General features: G+C 71.8%; 16 protein-coding genes. 7 read left to right on the forward strand and 9 right to left on the reverse strand.

Features of this window, described 5'->3' with window-relative positions; all coding sequences use genetic code 11:
• Positions 1 to 274 precede the first annotated feature (274 nt).
• The 6 genes from hutH to ACIBKX_RS11520 form a co-directional block, all read right to left on the reverse strand.
• Positions 275 to 1,819, reverse strand: coding sequence for a histidine ammonia-lyase (gene hutH, locus ACIBKX_RS11495; protein ID WP_363275930.1), 1,545 nt, complete (start codon positions 1,817 to 1,819; stop codon positions 275 to 277).
• A 102-nt stretch (positions 1,820 to 1,921) separates the two neighbouring features.
• The gene (locus ACIBKX_RS11500; protein ID WP_363275929.1) at positions 1,922 to 2,866 is read right to left on the reverse strand and encodes a hypothetical protein; all 945 of its coding nucleotides are present in this window, start codon (positions 2,864 to 2,866) and stop codon (positions 1,922 to 1,924) included.
• Positions 2,867 to 2,973: 107 nt separating this feature from the next.
• Entirely contained in the window at positions 2,974 to 4,125 is a 1,152-nt protein-coding gene (locus ACIBKX_RS11505) for a diguanylate cyclase domain-containing protein (protein ID WP_363275928.1), read from the reverse strand.
• 84 nt (positions 4,126 to 4,209) lie between these two features.
• Complete coding sequence (locus ACIBKX_RS11510; protein WP_363275927.1) at positions 4,210 to 5,007, reverse strand: enoyl-CoA hydratase-related protein; 798 nt, start codon at positions 5,005 to 5,007, stop codon at positions 4,210 to 4,212.
• A 110-nt stretch (positions 5,008 to 5,117) separates the two neighbouring features.
• Positions 5,118 to 6,191 (reverse strand): adenylate/guanylate cyclase domain-containing protein, encoded by a 1,074-nt coding sequence (locus ACIBKX_RS11515; RefSeq protein WP_363276013.1) that lies wholly within the window; start codon positions 6,189 to 6,191, stop codon positions 5,118 to 5,120.
• A gap of 352 nt (positions 6,192 to 6,543) precedes the next feature.
• Positions 6,544 to 7,458, reverse strand: coding sequence for a biotin--[acetyl-CoA-carboxylase] ligase (locus ACIBKX_RS11520; protein WP_363275926.1), 915 nt, complete (start codon positions 7,456 to 7,458; stop codon positions 6,544 to 6,546).
• Between the two features lie 137 nt (positions 7,459 to 7,595).
• Between ACIBKX_RS11520 and ACIBKX_RS11525 the strand changes: the two genes are divergently transcribed.
• The 4 genes from ACIBKX_RS11525 (at position 7,596) to ACIBKX_RS11540 (ending at position 10,357) form a co-directional block, all read left to right on the forward strand.
• Positions 7,596 to 9,251 (forward strand): acyl-CoA carboxylase subunit beta, encoded by a 1,656-nt coding sequence (locus ACIBKX_RS11525; protein ID WP_363275925.1) that lies wholly within the window; start codon positions 7,596 to 7,598, stop codon positions 9,249 to 9,251.
• A 26-nt stretch (positions 9,252 to 9,277) separates the two neighbouring features.
• Entirely contained in the window at positions 9,278 to 9,484 is a 207-nt protein-coding gene (locus tag ACIBKX_RS11530; RefSeq protein WP_363275924.1) for an acyl-CoA carboxylase subunit epsilon, read from the forward strand.
• A gap of 85 nt (positions 9,485 to 9,569) precedes the next feature.
• Positions 9,570 to 9,698, forward strand: a complete 129-nt coding sequence (mmpB, locus tag ACIBKX_RS11535; RefSeq protein ID WP_276314365.1) for a morphogenic membrane protein MmpB — start codon at positions 9,570 to 9,572, stop codon at positions 9,696 to 9,698.
• Between the two features lie 29 nt (positions 9,699 to 9,727).
• Complete coding sequence (locus ACIBKX_RS11540; protein WP_363277246.1) at positions 9,728 to 10,357, forward strand: nucleoside triphosphate pyrophosphatase; 630 nt, start codon at positions 9,728 to 9,730, stop codon at positions 10,355 to 10,357.
• A 9-nt stretch (positions 10,358 to 10,366) separates the two neighbouring features.
• On the opposite strand, the gene ACIBKX_RS11545 is transcribed toward ACIBKX_RS11540, so the two are convergent.
• Entirely contained in the window at positions 10,367 to 10,843 is a 477-nt protein-coding gene (locus ACIBKX_RS11545; RefSeq protein WP_363277245.1) for a hypothetical protein, read from the reverse strand.
• 350 nt (positions 10,844 to 11,193) lie between these two features.
• On the opposite strand from ACIBKX_RS11545, the gene ACIBKX_RS11550 reads away from it, so the two are divergent.
• Together ACIBKX_RS11550 and ACIBKX_RS11555 are read left to right on the forward strand one after the other, a co-directional pair.
• On the forward strand, positions 11,194 to 12,966 hold the full coding sequence (locus ACIBKX_RS11550) for a biotin carboxylase N-terminal domain-containing protein (RefSeq protein WP_363277244.1): 1,773 nt from the start codon (positions 11,194 to 11,196) through the stop codon (positions 12,964 to 12,966).
• A 185-nt stretch (positions 12,967 to 13,151) separates the two neighbouring features.
• The gene (locus ACIBKX_RS11555) at positions 13,152 to 13,745 is read left to right on the forward strand and encodes a helix-turn-helix domain-containing protein (RefSeq protein ID WP_363277251.1); all 594 of its coding nucleotides are present in this window, start codon (positions 13,152 to 13,154) and stop codon (positions 13,743 to 13,745) included.
• Here ACIBKX_RS11555 and ACIBKX_RS11560 read toward each other — a convergent pair.
• The gene (locus tag ACIBKX_RS11560; protein ID WP_363277243.1) at positions 13,731 to 14,723 is read right to left on the reverse strand and encodes a DeoR/GlpR family DNA-binding transcription regulator; all 993 of its coding nucleotides are present in this window, start codon (positions 14,721 to 14,723) and stop codon (positions 13,731 to 13,733) included. The two genes, ACIBKX_RS11555 and ACIBKX_RS11560, sit on opposite strands and share 15 nt — an antisense overlap.
• 208 nt (positions 14,724 to 14,931) lie before the next feature.
• Positions 14,932 to 16,380, reverse strand: a complete 1,449-nt coding sequence (locus ACIBKX_RS11565; protein WP_363277242.1) for an NAD(P)H-quinone dehydrogenase — start codon at positions 16,378 to 16,380, stop codon at positions 14,932 to 14,934.
• A 137-nt stretch (positions 16,381 to 16,517) separates the two neighbouring features.
• Here ACIBKX_RS11565 and ACIBKX_RS11570 point away from each other — a divergent pair, with 137 nt between their 5' ends.
• Positions 16,518 to 16,955, forward strand: a complete 438-nt coding sequence (locus ACIBKX_RS11570; RefSeq protein ID WP_135334523.1) for a gamma-glutamylcyclotransferase — start codon at positions 16,518 to 16,520, stop codon at positions 16,953 to 16,955.
• The last annotated feature ends 16 nt before the right edge of the window (positions 16,956 to 16,971 follow it).

The raw sequence follows: 16,971 nt of genomic DNA on the forward strand, positions 1-16,971 counted from the left end.
CCTACCCGCCCCGCCTATGCCCCGAGAATGCTCCACAACAGGCTGTGACCTGCGGGGAGTTGATACCCCGGAGCGGGGGGGGGCCCGCCCGCGGGGGGGGGGGCCGGGGGGGGGGGGGGGGGGGCCCGCCCCGGGGGGGGGGGGGGGGGTTGGGGGGGGGGGGGGGGGGGGGGGGGGGCGCGGCCCGGGGGGGGGGGGGCTTTTTGGGGGGGGGGGGGGGGGTCCGGGGGGCCCCCCCCCCCCCTCCGCTGTGACAGCGCCCCTCTCGACGCCGCTACGCCAGCTCCCCCACGACCCCCTCAACAGCCGCCACCAGCGCCCCCGTCCGCACGAACTCGTCCGCCGCCGCCAGATCCGGCGCGAGGAAACGGTCCGGGCCCGGGCCCTGGACGCCCGCCTTGCGGACCGCCTCGATGACCGCGCGGCTCGCGGGAGCTGGAGTGAGGCCCTCGCGGAGTTCGATCGCGCGGGTGGCCGCGTACAGCTCGATGGCGACGATGCGGGTCAGGTTGTCGACGGCCGTACGGAGTTTCCGCGCCGCCGACCAGCCCATCGACACATGGTCCTCCTGCATCGCGGAGGACGGGATGGAGTCGGCGGAGGCGGGCACCGCCAGCCGCTTCAGCTCGCTGACCAGCGCGGCCTGCGTGTACTGGGCGATCATCAGGCCCGAGTCGACACCCGCGTCGTCCGCGAGGAACGGCGGCAGGCCGTGCGAGCGGTTCTTGTCCAGCAACCGGTCCGTCCGCCGCTCCGCGATCGAGCCCAGGTCCGCCGCCGCGATGGCGAGGAAGTCCAGGACGTACGCGACCGGGGCGCCATGGAAGTTGCCGTTGGATTCCACCCGCCCGTCCGGCAGCACGACGGGGTTGTCGACCGCCGAAGCCAGCTCGCGCTCGGCGACGAGGCGCGCGTGCGCCATCGTGTCCCGGCCCGCGCCCGCGACCTGCGGAGCACACCGCACCGAGTACGCGTCCTGGACGCGCGGCGCGTCGTCCTGGTGGTGGCCGGTGAGGCCCGAACCGGCAAGTACGGCAAGCATGTTGGCGGCGGACGCGGCCTGGCCCGGGTGCGGGCGGATGGCGTGCAGCTCGGGCGCGAGGACCTTGTCGGTGCCGAGCAGCGCCTCCAGGGTCAGCGCGGCCGTGACGTCGGCGGACTTGTAGAGGGCGTCGAGGTCGGCGAGCGCCATGAGCAGCATGCCGAGCATGCCGTCCGTGCCGTTCAGGAGGGCAAGGCCCTCCTTCTCGCGCAGCTCGACCGGCGTGATGCCGTGCGCGGCGAGCAGCTCGCCCGCCGGCCTCAGCTCACCGTCGGGGCCCTCGACGTCGCCCTCGCCCATCAGCGCGAGCGCACAGTGGCTGAGCGGGGCCAGGTCGCCGGAGCAGCCGAGCGAGCCGTACTCGTGGACGACGGGCGTGATGCCCGCGTTCAGTACGTCGGCCATCGTCTGGGCCACTTCGGGGCGCACCCCGGTGTGCCCGGAGCAGACCGTCTTCAGGCGCAGGAACATCAGGGCGCGGACCACCTCGCGCTCGACGCGCGGGCCCATCCCGGCCGCGTGCGAGCGGACGATGTTGCGCTGCAGCTGGGCGCGGAGGTCCGGGCCGATGTGCCGGCTGGCGAGGGCGCCGAAGCCGGTCGATACGCCGTAGACGGGCTCCGGCTTGGCCGCGAGGGCGTCGACGATCTCGCGGGCCGTCTCCAGGGCGGAGACGGCCTCGGCCGACAGCTCGATACGGGCGTTGCCGCGCGCGACGGCGATGACGTCCGCTGCGGTTGTCCCGGACGTCCCCAGGACCACGGTGTGCATATCCATATTCAGCAGCGTACGGATTGAATCGCCACATGTCACGGGTGAGTGCGGTCTCAGCCTCTTACCGCAGCTCGGGGCCGCCCCGACTTCCCCGCCGCCCCCGCCTCAGCCCCGCCCCAAGGCCCCCCGCAACGTGATCCCGTGCCGCCCGCGCAGCCTGACCACCTCCCACACCGAGAGCGCGGTCACCGACACCGGCGCCCCGAGCATGAACGCGTACAGGACGGCGGGCGGCGCGGCCACGGCCGCGTCGTCGAAGAACTGGAGCGCGGCCAGGCCCCACAGCAGTACGGGAGAGAGCACGGGCGGCAGGAGTTCATGGATGGCGCCCGCGCGGAAGCAGCTGTTCACGGCGTAGACGAGGAGCGCGATGGTGTAGAGCAGGCCGACCAGGATGCCGACGATCGCGGCCAGGCCCGCGGCGAACGAGAGCAGGTAGTAGAAGAGGATCAGCAACCACGGCCCCTGGTTGTCGGTGAGCCCGAGCCCCTCGCGGAGCACGTACCAGCACACCCACAGCACGCCGATGCCGGCCGCGAGGGCGAGCAGCGTGCCCAGCGGCTGCGTGGTGCGGCGCAGATAGACGCGGCGCAGGGAGGAGTGGGCGAAGCCTATGAAGAGGGCGCTGGCCACGAGGATCGCGACGACCGCGAACGCGGCGGCGATGAGCAGGTCCTCGATCTTGCCCATCACGAACTCCTCCCGCCCCTGCCGCAGCGGATAGGCGAACACCAGCCACACGGTCGCGACGAGACCGAGCAGCGTCCGCCCCGTCTGCAGCGCGCCGATGGTCCGGTCCTCGATGGCACCGGGCCGGTTCGGGGTGCCGAACCGGCGGGCGAGGCCGAGGGGTTGGGCGGCGGCGTCACGGGCGGTGCGGGGGGCCGCCGGCGGCGTCGGGGGTGCGGGGTGGCCGGGCTGGGGCGGGTGGCCTCCGTACGAACCCGGATCCCCATACGCACCCCCATGGGGATCCCCGTACGGCTCCCCGTACTGCCCCCCATAAGCATCCGCCCCACCCACCGGATACCCATACCTCTGATCGCTCAACGTCCGCTCCCCTGTAGGGCCTTACGCACTCGCGAGGCCTCGCGCAACCCGCATCTCGGGCGCCACACCCTAACCCGATCATGGACACGACCAGGGGCCGGAAGTCCTCAGGACCCCCCGCGCCCGCGGAACCTCCGCCGCTCCCCCGCGGGAAGCGCCCCCTGCGAGTCCGCCAGCCGGACCACCGGGTCGTCCGCGCCCTCACGGCCCGCCACCACGGGCTTCGCCGAGCGTGCCGCCTTCGCGCGGTACTGGGCGGCGTCCGCGAGGCGGAACAGGCGGCGGCCCGTGCGGACCTCGCCGATGCGGTCCTCCGTCGAGGCGACCCCGCAGGCGACACCGTCACCGAGCTCCAACTCGGCGGCCCGTACGCAGAGTTCATCCGCGACCCGCACCACCTCATCGGCGGTCGGACCCACCGAGAGGAGGCAGAACTCGTCGCCGCCGAGCCGCGCCGACAGCGTCCCCGGCAGCATCGCCCCGCACAGCGAGAGCACCGAGCCGAAACGTTCGAGCAGCCGGTCGCCGACGGCGTGCCCCAGGGTGTCGTTGACCCGCTTGAGGCCGTTGACGTCGCAGACGACCAGGCTCACCACGACGCCCTCCGCCCGGTGCCGCGCCACCGCCTCGTCGAGCCGGAGGTCGACCGCGCGCCGGTTGGCGAGGCCGGTCAGCGAGTCGGTGAAGGCGAGCCGGCGGGCCTCCTCAAGGCGCTCGGTCTGCGCGATGCCCGCGGCCACGACCGAAGCGAGGACGGTCGCGAAGTCCGCGTCCGCGCGGTCGAAGACCGGCGCTCCCACCGGTCGCGCCACATACAGCTCGCCCCAGGCCCGCCCGTGCAGCACGATCGGCGCGACGACGCAGCAGCCGCGGCCGCGCCTGCGCAGGGCGGCGACGCGCTGATGGCAGTAGCCGGGCGAGCCCTCGTCCGCGGGCCCGACCGCCGTCTCGACCCAGGCGTGCGGCGCGCCGCCGCCCGCCCAGCGCTCGTGCAGGAACTCGGTGATCTCGGGGAACTCGTGCACCGGATAGGACTCGCCCTCCGGGAACTCTTCCTCGCCCTCGGCGCGTTCGCCGACGTTCACGAGGACCCGCAGCCGCCCCAGGTCCCGCTCCCAGACGGACAGCGCCGCGAAACTGCCGGACAGCGCGCGGCGGGCACCGACGGCCGCCGCCCGCCAGGACTCGCGCGGCGTGTGCGCGGCGGCCATCCCCTGCGCAAGCTCGACCACGGCCCGCAGCCGGACTTCCTCTCCCATCTCCCTAGGCTAGGAGATTCGGGACATTTTGGGCGATCGAAACGTTACGCAGAGTACAGAGCCGCCCGGCCGGACCGCCCCGCCTCACTCCCCCGGCCACTCCGGCTTCCGCTTCTCGTTGAACGCGGCGACACCCTCGGCCCGGTCACCGGAGAAGGCCACCGACCGCCAGGCTGCGTCCTCGACCTCCAGACCCGCCCGCAGGTCGAGACCGTGCCCCAGGCGCAGGGCGCGCTTGGCGGCGCGCAGGCCGACGGGCGAGTTGCCCGCGATCCGCGCGGCGAGCGCCAGCGCTTCGGTACGGTCGTCGCCCTCGCCCACCAGCTGGTCGACGAGGCCCAACTCCCGCGCCTCGCCCGCCTCCACGCGCCGCGCGGTGAACACCAGCTCGGCGGCCCTGGCCGCCCCCACCCGGCGCGGCAGCAGCTGCGTACCGCCACCGCCCGGAATGACGCCCACCGACACCTCGGGGAGGCCGACCACGGCGGTCGGGTCGGCGACGATGATGTCGCAGGCGAGCGCGAGCTCGAAGCCGCCGCCGAGCGCGAAGCCGTGCACGGCGGCGACGGTCGGCACGGGCAGTTCGAGTACGCCGGTGTAGGCGCCCCGCGCGGTGGGGCGCTGCCGCACCAGCTCCGCGTCCGAGAACGAGTTGCGCTCCTTCAGGTCGGCGCCGACACAGAAGGCCCGCTCGTGGGTGGAGGTGAGCACGACGACGCGTACGTCACGGTCCTCCCCCAGGGCGGCGCAGGCGGAGCCGATGGAGCGGGCCATCTCCGTGGAGACCGCGTTCATGGCCTTGGGCCGGTCAAGGACGAGCTCGGCGACGTGGGCGTGCCGCCTGACCCCGACGAATTCCCCGTACCGCTGCTCGCCGCCCATGCGTTCCTCCACGTCCGGTTAACGCTCGTTACCGAGCACGCGCCGATCATGCCACCGCGTCCGGCCGCCGGGAAGGCGCTCCGGATTTCCGGCCCGCGCGGAAGGCGGCCTCAGCCCCGTCGGGCAAGGAGCCAGGGCTCGACGACGCCGAGTCCGCGCACCGGCCGCTGCCACATGGGCTGCAGCGCGAAACGGTAGGAAGGCGGCTCGGCCCCCTCCTTCTCGGCGGCGGCAGCGGCCTCCGCCGCCTCCGTCTCGGAGGCGGGCGCTTCCCCGGTCCTGGTCAGCTCCTCGGCGAAGGCGCCGTCCACGAGAACGGCGTCCCGAGGCGCTATCGACGTCAGCCGGCTCGCGAGGTTCACCGTCGTACCGAAGACATCGCCCATGCGCGTCGTGACGGTCCCGAAGGCGATGCCCACGCGCAGTTCGGGCATGGTCTCGTCGTTGGCCATGGTCTCGATGAGACGCAGGGCGATCTCGGCGGCGGTGCCCGCGTCGTCGGCCGCGTACAGGACTTCGTCGCCCAGGGTCTTGATGAGCCGTCCGCCGTGCGCGGCGACGAGGTCGGCGGCGGTGGTCTCGAAGGCCTCGACGAGTTCGCCGAGTTCCTCTTCCTCCATGCGGCGGGTGAGCCGCGTGAAGCCGACGAGATCGGCGAATCCGACGGCGAGCCGCCGGTCGACCATCTCCTCGTCGTCGGCGGCCTGCACGACGCGTCCGGTGGCGGCGGCGAGCTGGCGCCGCCACACGTAGACGAGGAACTCCTCCAGCTCGGGCAGGAGAAGCTCTATCAACGGGTACGTCACTTCGGTACGCGTCATGCCCGGCTCGGGCGGCTCCGTCAGGCCCTCCAGGAAGGAGTCGATCTGCCATTCGGCCAGGCGGGCGGTGGTCTGCCCGGTGGACCGGGCCACCTGGACCGCCATCGCCTCGCTGAGCAGCCCCGCCTCGACGAGTCCCGCGAGGCGGCGCAGGGCGAGCACGTCCGCCTCGGTGAGTGCCTTGGCCTGGCCGATGTCCGGGAAGCCCATGGCCCGCCAGAAGCGGGAGGCCAGCTCCATGGAGACACCGGCGCTGCGGGCCGCCTGGAACGGGGTGTAGCGGCGGTCGGCGCCGAGGATGAGGCCTTCGAGGCGCAGGGCGAGCGGATCCTTCTCCGGGTCGGACTTCTCGTCCACGTCCACGTCGACGTTGCCGACGTTGCCGTTGCCGACGTCGCCGACCCCGGACGCCGTGGGAGGCGGCTCGGGCGGCTCGGAGCCCTCGTCGACGGTCACGCCTGCTGCCCTTCCGATCTGCCGCGGTCAGGTATCGACCGGCGTCAACTTTACGGCAGGTGTGCCCCAGCTCACGCCTGGCGGGGGCGCCTTGGACCGTGTGTCTGCGGGGGGAGGCTGAAGGGCTGGGTCCCTCCGCCTCCCCCTGACCCCTCCCCCGACTGAATCGCTGGCCCGGCGCTTTGGGCTGTGCCCACCCGTTCCGCCCTGCGGAACGCCTGCCCACAGCGAAGGCAAGGGTGGGGGCGCGCCGAATCCCCTACACGCCCCGCAAATGCACGATGTCCCCCGCCCCCACCGGCTGCTGCACGCCCTCCCCCGTCGCCAGCACCAGGCGGCCGTCGCCGTCCACTGCCACCGCCTCCCCCGTGATCGAGCGGTCGCCCGGCAGTTCCGCCCTGACCTTGCGGCCCAGCGTCGCGCAGCCCGCGGCGTAGGTCTCCTGGAGGCGGGAGGCCGCGGGGTCGCCACCGGCGGCGGTCCAGTCGCCGTACCACTGCTCCAGGGACCGCAGCACGGCCCGCAGCAGCGGATCACGGTCCGTCGCCCCCGCCCCGGCCAGTGCCAGCGAGCCCGCTCCGGGGACCGGCAGCTCGTCCGCCCGCAGCGTGACGTTGATTCCTACGCCCACCACGACACCGCCGTGGCCCGCACGCTCCGCGAGGATGCCGCCCGCCTTGCGCTCCTCCCCGTCCACGGTCACGAGCAGGTCGTTCGGCCACTTGAGGGCCGTGTCCACGCCGGCGGCGCGCGAGAGCCCGGTGGCGACGGCCACCCCGGTGAGCAGCGGCAGCCACCCCCAGCGCTCGGCCGGCACCGCGTCCCCCGGCTTCAGGAGGACGGAGAAGAAGAGCCCGGAACGGGGCGGCGCCGACCAGTGGCGGTCGAGGCGGCCGCGCCCCGAGCTCTGCTCCTCGGCGACGAGGACCGCGCCCTCGGGCAGCTCGTCCGCGCGGGCGGCGAGGTCGGTGTTGGTGGACCCGGTGGCGGGCACCACGTCCAGGGACGTCCACAGGCCCCCCTCCCGTACCAGCGCCCGCCGCAGCGACGCGGCGTTCAGCGGTGGCCGTTCGAGGTCCGACCAGCGGTTGTCGTCGGGGGCGCCATCAGGGGTGCCATCGGGGGTGCCATCAGGAGTGTCGGAAGCGTCGTCTGCTGCATCTCGCGGCGTCATGCAAGCCACCTTAGGTGTGGTAAACGCCGCACTGCCGATCTGTATGCGCGCCGATACCCTACGAGTCAGTAGCCAGCGAGTCACCGCAGCCGCAAGCCGCCAGTCGCCCCTTTGAGCAGGCAGGGAGCCGCATCCCTATGTCCGAGCCGGAAGAGCCCAACGTGCCCGTGCCCAGCGCCGCAAGCGATACCGAGAACACCACCGCCGCCACCGCCGGTATCGACATCCATACGACTGCGGGCAAACTCGCCGATTTGCAGCGCCGTATCGAGGAGGCCAAGCACGCCGGCTCCGCGCGCGCGGTCGAGAAGCAGCACGCGAAGGGCAAGTTGACGGCCCGTGAGCGGATCGACCTGCTTCTGGACGAGGGCTCCTTCGTCGAGTTCGACGAGTTCGCGCAGCACCGCTCGACCAACTTCGGCCTGGAGAGCAACCGCCCTTACGGCGACGGCGTGGTGACCGGTTACGGCACCGTCGACGGCCGTCCGGTGGCCGTGTTCTCGCAGGACTTCACCGTCTTCGGCGGCGCGCTCGGCGAGGTCTTCGGGCAGAAGATCGTCAAGGTCATGGACTTCGCGCTGAAGACCGGCTGCCCGGTCATCGGCATCAACGACTCCGGCGGCGCCCGCATCCAGGAGGGCGTCATGGCCCTCGGGATGTACGGGGAGATCTTCCGCAGGAACACGCATGCCTCCGGTGTGATCCCGCAGATCAGCCTGGTCGTCGGTCCCTGCGCGGGCGGTGCGGTCTACTCCCCCGCGATCACCGACTTCACGGTCATGGTCGACCAGACCAGCCACATGTTCATCACCGGCCCTGACGTCATCAAGACGGTCACGGGCGAGGACGTCGGCTTCGAGGAGCTGGGCGGCGCCCGCACCCACAACGCCACGTCCGGTGTCGCGCACCACATGGCGGGCGACGAGAAGGACGCGATCGAGTACGTCAAGTCCCTTCTCTCCTACCTGCCTTCGAACAACCTCAGCGAGCCGCCCGCCTTCCCCGAGGAGGCGGACCTGGAGCTCACGGACGAGGACCGCGAGCTCGACACGCTGATCCCGGACAGCGCGAACCAGCCGTACGACATGCACACGGTGATCGAACACGTCCTGGACGACGCCGAGTTCTTCGAGACGCAGCCGCTGTTCGCGCCGAACATCCTCACCGGCTTCGGCCGGATCGAGGGCCGCCCGGTCGGCATCGTCGCCAACCAGCCGACGCAGTTCGCGGGTTGCCTGAACATCGACGCGTCCGAGAAGGGCGCCCGGTTCGTCCGCACCTGCGACGCGTTCAACGTCCCGGTGATCACCTTCGTCGACGTGCCGGGCTTCCTGCCGGGCGTCGAGCAGGAGCACACGGGCATCATCCGGCGCGGCGCGAAGCTGATCTACGCGTACGCGGAGGCGACGGTTCCGCTGATCACGGTGATCACCCGCAAGGCGTTCGGCGGCGCGTACGACGTCATGGGCTCCAAGCACCTGGGCGCCGACATCAACCTGGCCTGGCCGACCGCGCAGATCGCGGTGATGGGCGCGCAGGGCGCGGTGAACATCCTGCACCGCAAGACGCTGGCCGCCGCCGAGGCCGCCGGAGACGCCGAGGAGACCCGCGCGCGCCTGATCCAGGAGTACGAGGACACCCTCCTCAACCCGTACACGGCCGCCGAGCGCGGTTACATCGACGCCGTGGTCATGCCGTCGGAGACCCGCTCGCACCTCGTCCGCGGGCTGCGTCAGCTGCGTACGAAGCGGGAAAGCCTTCCCCCGAAGAAGCACGGCAACATCCCCCTGTAGGCCGCGTCCCGGCAAGGAGACCACTCATGATCAAGGTCGTACGGGGCAATCCGACCCCGGAGGAGCTGGCCGCCGCGCTGGCGGTGGTCCAGGCGCGCGCCGCGGCGGTCGCGAACCAGCCGTCCGGCGCGCCCGCGGTCCTCGACGCCTGGGCCGATCCCGCACGGGTGGCCCGCGACCGGCTGCCCGCGCCGGGGCCGACGGCATGGGGCCGCACGTACTGGCCCGTGTAGACACCACAGAAATGAGCGGTACGGGCCGGGGCGCCTGAGTACGCGTACTCAGGCGCCCCGGCGTCACCGCCAGCACTATCAGTGCATGCTGTGGTCCGACCCGGAGAACAACCCGCCCAAGGACATGCGGGACATGCAGGCGAAGATGCGCCGTGCGGGGCTAGTCCTAGCCCTGGCGATGGTCATCGCCATGTTCGTCCTGGGCATCCACTGAGGGCCACGCGGCCTCGCTAACCTGACGGCATGAGTGATCAGTCCCGAGCCCCCCGCCGGCTCGTCCTCGCCTCCAAGTCGCCCGCACGGCTCGGTCTGCTGCGTCAGGCCGGTCTCACCCCCGAGGTGATCGTCAGCGGTGTCGACGAGGACGCCGTCCACGCACCGACCCCCGCCGCCCTCGCGCTCGCCCTGGCCGAGGCCAAGGCGTCGGTCGTCTCCGCGCGGCCGGACGCGAAGGGCGCGCTCGTCGTCGGGTGCGACTCCGTCCTGGAGCTGGACGGCGAGGCCCTCGGCAAGCCCGCGGACGCCGAGGAGGCCACCGCCCGCTGGAAGTCCATGCGCGGGCGCGCGGGTGTACTGCAGACCGGACACAGCGTGTACGACACGGTGTCCGGGCGGCACGCGTCGGCGGTCGCGTCCACCGTCGTACGCTTCGGCGACCCCACGGACGCGGAGATCGCCGCGTACGTCGCGAGCGGCGAACCGCTGCATGTGGCGGGCGCGTTCACGCTGGACGGCCGCTCCGCACCGTTCATCGACGGCATCGAGGGCGACCACGGCAACGTGATCGGCCTCTCGCTGCCCCTGTTCCGCCGTCTGCTGGGCGAACTCGGCGTCGGCATCACGGAGTTGTGGACGGCCCCGGACAAGGCCTAGCAGCGGCCCTCAGGCGGGCTGCGGGGCCCCGTTCTCCGGCGCCCCGTTGCCCGCGGGCCCCTTCGCGTCCTGCGGCCCGTCCGCCTCGCCGCGCTCCTTCTTGTCGTACGCGACCAAGGTGAGCACGATCAGTCCGAGTACGACCATCATGAAGACGAACGCGGGCCAGCCGACCAGGCCGACGGAGAACGCCCCCAGCAGTCCGTGCACCACGGCGGCGCTGATCAGGAGCAGCCGCCCGAAGCGGCCGGGTGCGCGGTCGCCGATCGCGGCGCGCAGCAGGATGACGCCGCACAGCGCGAGGTAGAGACCGAAGAGACCGCCCGCGATCCAGGTCGAGACGGTCATGGCGCGCGGGTCCAGGCCCGCGAGGGACATGTCCTGCTTGTCCACGACGAGCCCGAGGAACCAGTTGAGGAGTGCGATGCCGACCGCCTCCGCAAAGAGCACGATCGCGCCCACCCAGGCCACCGGTCTACGCGCCACGGCGCCCACCCTCTTCCACTGTTACCGCTAGTACGTGCGAGACATCGCGAACGCTACTAACGGGTAAACCGCGGGACAAGGGTCGTACCGAAGGCAAAGAATCATTGGGCCATTCGTAGGGACTCCACAAAGATTGCCGCCCCGCCGCAGCACTGCCTCACAGAGACCTAGACCACATCCGGGGGTTAGCCTGCCGGAGAGGAACCCTGCGTACCGTGGTGCGACAAGGGATTTCACGGCGCGAGCGAGCCTCGAATCACACTCCGTGTGGGCAAGCTCACCATTGGGGACGGGTCGTAAGCCCGTGTCGGCAGTCCCTAAACTCGGCTTGTTTCAAGGAGGGAGCCATCGTGCGCAAGGTGCTCATCGCCAACCGTGGCGAAATCGCTGTCCGCGTTGCCCGGGCATGCCGGGACGCTGGGATCGCGAGCGTAGCCGTCTACGCAGATCCTGACCGGGACGCTCTGCACGTCCGCGCGGCAGATGAGGCGTTCGCGCTGGGCGGTGACACTCCGGCCACCAGCTACCTGGACATCTCCAAGGTGCTGGCCGCGGCCAAGGACGCGGGGGCGGACGCGGTCCACCCCGGTTATGGCTTCCTTTCGGAGAACGCCGACTTCGCGCAGGCCGTACTCGACGCGGGCCTGATCTGGATCGGCCCGCCGCCGCAGGCCATCCGCGACCTGGGCGACAAGGTCGCCGCCCGGCACATCGCGCAGCGCGCGGGTGCCCCGCTGGTGGCCGGCACGCCCGACCCGGTGTCCGGCGCCGACGAGGTCGTCGCCTTCGCCGAGGAGCACGGCCTGCCGATCGCGATCAAGGCCGCGTTCGGCGGCGGCGGCCGCGGCCTGAAGGTCGCCCGCACGCTCGAAGAGGTCCCGGAGCTGTACGACTCCGCGGTGCGCGAGGCGGTGGCCGCGTTCGGCCGCGGCGAGTGCTTCGTGGAGCGCTACCTGGACAAGCCGCGGCACGTGGAGACCCAGTGCCTGGCCGACAAGCACGGCAACGTGGTCGTCGTCTCGACCCGTGACTGCTCGCTGCAGCGACGCCACCAGAAGCTCGTCGAGGAGGCCCCCGCGCCGTTCCTGACGCCCGAGCAGAACGCCGAGCTGTACGCGGCGTCGAAGGCGATCCTCAAGGAAGCCGGCTACGAGGGCGCGGGCACCGTCGAGTTCCTCGTCGGCGTCGACGGCACGATCTCCTTCCTGGAGGTCAACACCCGTCTCCAGGTGGAGCACCCGGTCACCGAAGAGGTGACGGGGATCGACCTCGTACGCGAGATGTTCCGCATCGCCGACGGCGAGGAGCTGGGTTACGGCGACCCCGAACTGCGCGGTCACTCCTTCGAGTTCCGCATCAACGGCGAGGACCCGGGCCGCAACTTCCTGCCCGCGCCCGGCACCGTCACCACCTTCGCGCCGCCCTCGGGCCCCGGCGTCCGCCTGGACGCGGGTGTCGAGTCCGGCTCGGTCATCGGCCCGGCGTGGGACTCGCTCCTCGCCAAGCTGATCGTCACCGGCGCGACCCGCAAGCAGGCCCTGGAGCGGGCCGCCCGCGCGCTCGCGGAGTTCAACGTGGAGGGCATGGCCACGGCCATCCCGTTCCACCGTGCCGTCGTCAAGGACCCGGCGTTCGCCCCCGAACTGACCGGCTCCGACGACCCGTTCACGATCTTCACGCGCTGGATCGAGACCGAGTTCGTCAACGAGATCCCGGCGTTCTCCGCCGCCGCGGACACCGAGACGGACGAGGAGCCGGGCCGCGAGACGGTCGTCGTCGAGGTCGGCGGCAAGCGCCTCGAGGTCTCCCTGCCGTCCTCCCTCGGCATGACCATCGCCCGCACGGCGGCGGCGGGCGGCGCCCGTCCCAAGCGCCGTGCGGCGAAGAAGTCGGGCCCCGCGGCGTCCGGCGACACGCTGGCCTCCCCGATGCAGGGCACGATCGTCAAGATCGCTGTCGAGGAGGGCCAGGAGGTCAAGGAGGGCGACCTCGTCGTCGTCCTTGAGGCCATGAAGATGGAGCAGCCGCTGAACGCGCACCGCTCGGGCACGATCAAGGGCCTGACGGCGGAGGTGGGCGCGAGCCTGACCTCCGGTGCGGTGATCTGCGAGATCAAGGACTGACCGGTCCGGCAGACGGCGGACGGGCTGGAAGTCTCAGCCCGTCCGGCGTTTGAGGACGAACTCGGCGCAGCCGGTGATGACGGTGCGCACGATGCGGGGCCGCGCCCATCAGGCATCCTTGAGGCACGCGTAACGTTCAGGGAGTGACCGGCATGGCCCCAGCCAAGGAGACGCGCCCCCGCTCGATGCGAGCCGACGCGCGCCGCAATTACGACCGCCTCCTCACCGAGGCCCGCGCCGCCTTCGCGGAGCACGGCACCAGCGCCTCGCTGGAGGACATCGCCCGCCACGCGAACGTGGGCATCGGCACCCTCTACCGCCACTTCCCCAACCGGCACGCCCTGATGAGCGCCGTCTTCGAAGAGGCGGTGAGCGACCTCCTCGACCGCTCCCGCGCGCTGCTCGACGATCCGCAGCCCTGCGCCGCCCTGGTGACGTGGCTGCGCGCCATCATCACTCATGCGGGTGAGTACCGCGGCCTGTCCCGCGCCCTCATGTCCGCGTCGCACGACGACAGTTCGGCCCTCGCGCGGTGCAGCAAACCGATGCGCGAGGCGGGCTCGGCCCTGCTGACCCGCGCGCAGCAGGCCGGTGCCGTACGCGACGGTGTCTCGATCGGCGACCTCATGCAGCTGACCAACGCGATCGCGCTGGCGGCCGAAGAGACCCCGGAGGAACCGGAGTTGGCCGACCGCCTGCTGATGCTGACGCTGCGCGGCCTGAAGCCCGACGGATCGGCGAACTCCGGGACCGCGGCGGCGGACTCAGCGGCGGCGTAGGTCGGCGACCCGCGCGGGCCGCTCTCCGGGCGGCTGCTCCCCGAGGACGGCGCTGCGCAGCTGCGGACCGGACCCCGTGCCGTGAGACCCCGTGCCGTGACCGCCGTGGGTGCGGCGCTGGCCCGGCAGGGGCACGTCCCGGCGCGGCTGTCGCGCCGGGACGGGATCCGCCCCATTGCCGGAGGTGGGACCGGCGCTCCCGCCCGCCACGGCGATCTGCACGCCCTGGTCGGCCAGGGCCTGCAACTCCGTTGCCGCGCGGTCGTCGTGGCTGGGCGGCTCGTCGGTGACCAGGCGGGTGATGACGTCCGTCGGCACCGTCTGGAACATCGTGTCGGTGCCGAGCTTGGTGTGGTCGGCGAGGACCACCACCTCGGCCGCCGCCTGGACGAGCGCGCGGTCCACGCTCGCCGAGAGCATGTTGGACGTGGACAGACCGCGTTCGGCGGTCAGTCCACTGCCCGACAGGAAGGCACGGGACACCCGCAGCCCCTGCAGGGACTGTTCGGCCCCGCTGCCCACCAGTGCGTAGTTGGACCCGCGCAGGGTGCCGCCCGTCATGACGACTTCCACCCTGTTGGCGTGCGCCAACGCCTGTGCCACCAACAGGGAGTTGGTGACGACGGTCAGGCCGGGCACCCGCGCGAGCCGGCGGGCCAGCTCCTGCGTGGTCGTACCCGCCCCGACGACGATGGCTTCGCCCTCTTCGACGAGACCCGCCGCGAGATCGGCGATGGCCGTCTTCTCGGCGGTCGCGAGATGTGATTTCTGCGGAAAGCCGGACTCCCGCGTGAATCCGCCCGGCAATACCGCACCGCCATGTCTGCGGTCGAGGAGTCCTTCTGCCTCCAGCGCGCGCACGTCCCGCCGTACGGTCACTTCGGAGGTCTGGACGACGCGGGCGAGCTCGCGGAGCGATACCGCTCCGTTGGCCCGCACCATTTCGAGGATCAATTGGCGACGTTCTGCAGCGAACACGAAACTGACAGTAACCCCAACGACCGTCTGCTTTCAGCAGTTTGCGCCGAATTACAGAAGTTGTTCGCACGGCAACACCGGAAGTGGTATACGCGCCTACCCGCCCCGCCTATGCCCCGAGAATGCTCCACAACAGGCTGTGACCTGCGGGGAGTTGATACCCCGGAGCGGCCCGCCCCATACGTGGCGGGCCGCTCCGGGAGTGTGCTCAGGCCTCGCCGGCCGTCTTGCGCGTGTGAAGTTGACGCGCGACTTCGGCGATCGAGCCCGAAAGTGACGGGTACACAGTGAACGCGTTCGCGATCTGTTCCACCGTCAGATTGTTGTCGACCGCGATCGAGATGGGGTGGATCAGTTCCGAGGCGCGCGGGGCGACGACCACTCCGCCGACCACGATGCCCGTACCCGGACGGCAGAAGATCTTGACGAAGCCGTCGCGGATGCCCTGCATCTTCGCGCGCGGGTTGCGCAGCAGCGGCAGCTTGACCACGCGGGCGTCGATCTTGCCGGCGTCGACGTCGGCCTGGCTGTAGCCGACGGTGGCGATCTCGGGGTCGGTGAAGACGTTCGCGGAGACGGTCTTCAGGTTCAGCGGCGTCACCGCGTCGCCCAGGAAGTGGTACATCGCGATGCGGCCCTGCATGGCGGCGACGGAGGCCAGCGCGAAGACGCCGGTGACGTCACCCGCGGCGTACACACCGGGGGCGGAGGTGCGCGAGACCTTGTCGGTCCAGATGTGCCCCGAGTCCTTCAGGCGGACCCCGGCCTCCTCCAGGCCCATTCCGCTGCTGTTCGGGATGGCACCGACGGCCATCAGACAGTGCGTACCGGAGATGACACGGCCGTCGGCGAGGGTGACCTCGACGCGGTCGCCCACGCGCTTGGCGGAAGCGGCGCGGGAGCGGGACATGACGTTCATGCCGCGGCGGCGGAAGACGTCCTCCAGGACGGCGGCGGCGTCCGGGTCCTCGCCGGGCAGCACGCGGTCACGGGACGACACGAGGGTGACATTGGATCCGAGGGCCTGGTAGGCGCCGGCGAACTCGGCGCCGGTGACACCGGAACCGACCACGATGAGCTCCTCGGGGAGCTCGTCCAGGTCGTAGACCTGGGTCCAGTTCAGGATGCGCTCGCCGTCGGGCAGCGCGTCCGGGACCTCGCGCGGGTGACCGCCGGTGGCGATGAGCACGGCGTCCGCGACGAGGGTCTCCTCGCTGCCGTCCGCCGCGCGGACGACGACCTTGCGCGAGCCGTCGATGTCCTGCTGGCCCTCAAGGCGGCCCCGGCCGCGCAGCACGCGCGCGCCCGCACGCGTGACGGACGCGGTGATGTCGTGCGACTGGGCGAGCGCGAGGCGCTTCACACGACGGTTGACCTTGCCGAGGTCGACGCCCACCACGCGCGCGGGGGTGTCGATGTGCGGGGTGTCGTCCGCGACGATGATCCCCAGCTCTTCGTACGACGAGTCGAAGGTGGTCATCACCTCGGCCGTCGCGATCAGAGTCTTCGACGGCACGCAGTCGGTCAGCACCGACGCCCCGCCCAGACCGTCGCAGTCGACGACGGTCACCTCCGCGCCGAGCTGGGCCGCCACGAGGGCCGCCTCATATCCGCCGGGTCCGCCACCAATGATCACGATCCGAGTCACGTACTCCATTGTCCCGCACGCTTCAAGCCGCTTCGCCCCGGGGCCCTCCGAACGTGGGGCACCCCGCGCGAGGAGGCACTTCCGCGACAGCGGGGCCACTTCCGTCCCGGAGAGACACACCGCGCCGCTGCCGTACCCTCGACCACATGTCGCTCTACGCCGCGTACGCCGGCAATCTGGATCCGCGGCTCATGTCACGCCGCGCCCCGCACTCGCCGCTGCGCCAGACCGGCTGGCTGAACGGCTGGCGGCTGACCTTCGGCGGGGAGCACATGGGCTGGGAGGGTGCCCTGGCCACGATCGTGGAGGCCCCCCGTTCCCAGGTCTTCGTCGCCCTGTACGACATCGCGCCCATGGACGAGGACTCCATGGACCGGTGGGAGGGCGTGGGCCTGGACATCTACCGCCGGATGCGGGTGCGCGTGCACACGCTGGACGGCGAGGAGCCCGCGTGGGTGTACGTCCTCAACGGGTACGAGGGCGGCCTTCCGTCGGCGCGATATCTGGGCGAGCTGGCCGACGCGGCGGAGTCGGCGGGGGCGCCTCATGACTACGTGATGGAGTTGCGCAAGCGGCCGTGCTGAGCCCTCCGGGCTTCTA

This window comes from Streptomyces sp. NPDC050658 (assembly GCF_044457025.1).
Taxonomy (GTDB): domain Bacteria; phylum Actinomycetota; class Actinomycetes; order Streptomycetales; family Streptomycetaceae; genus Streptomyces.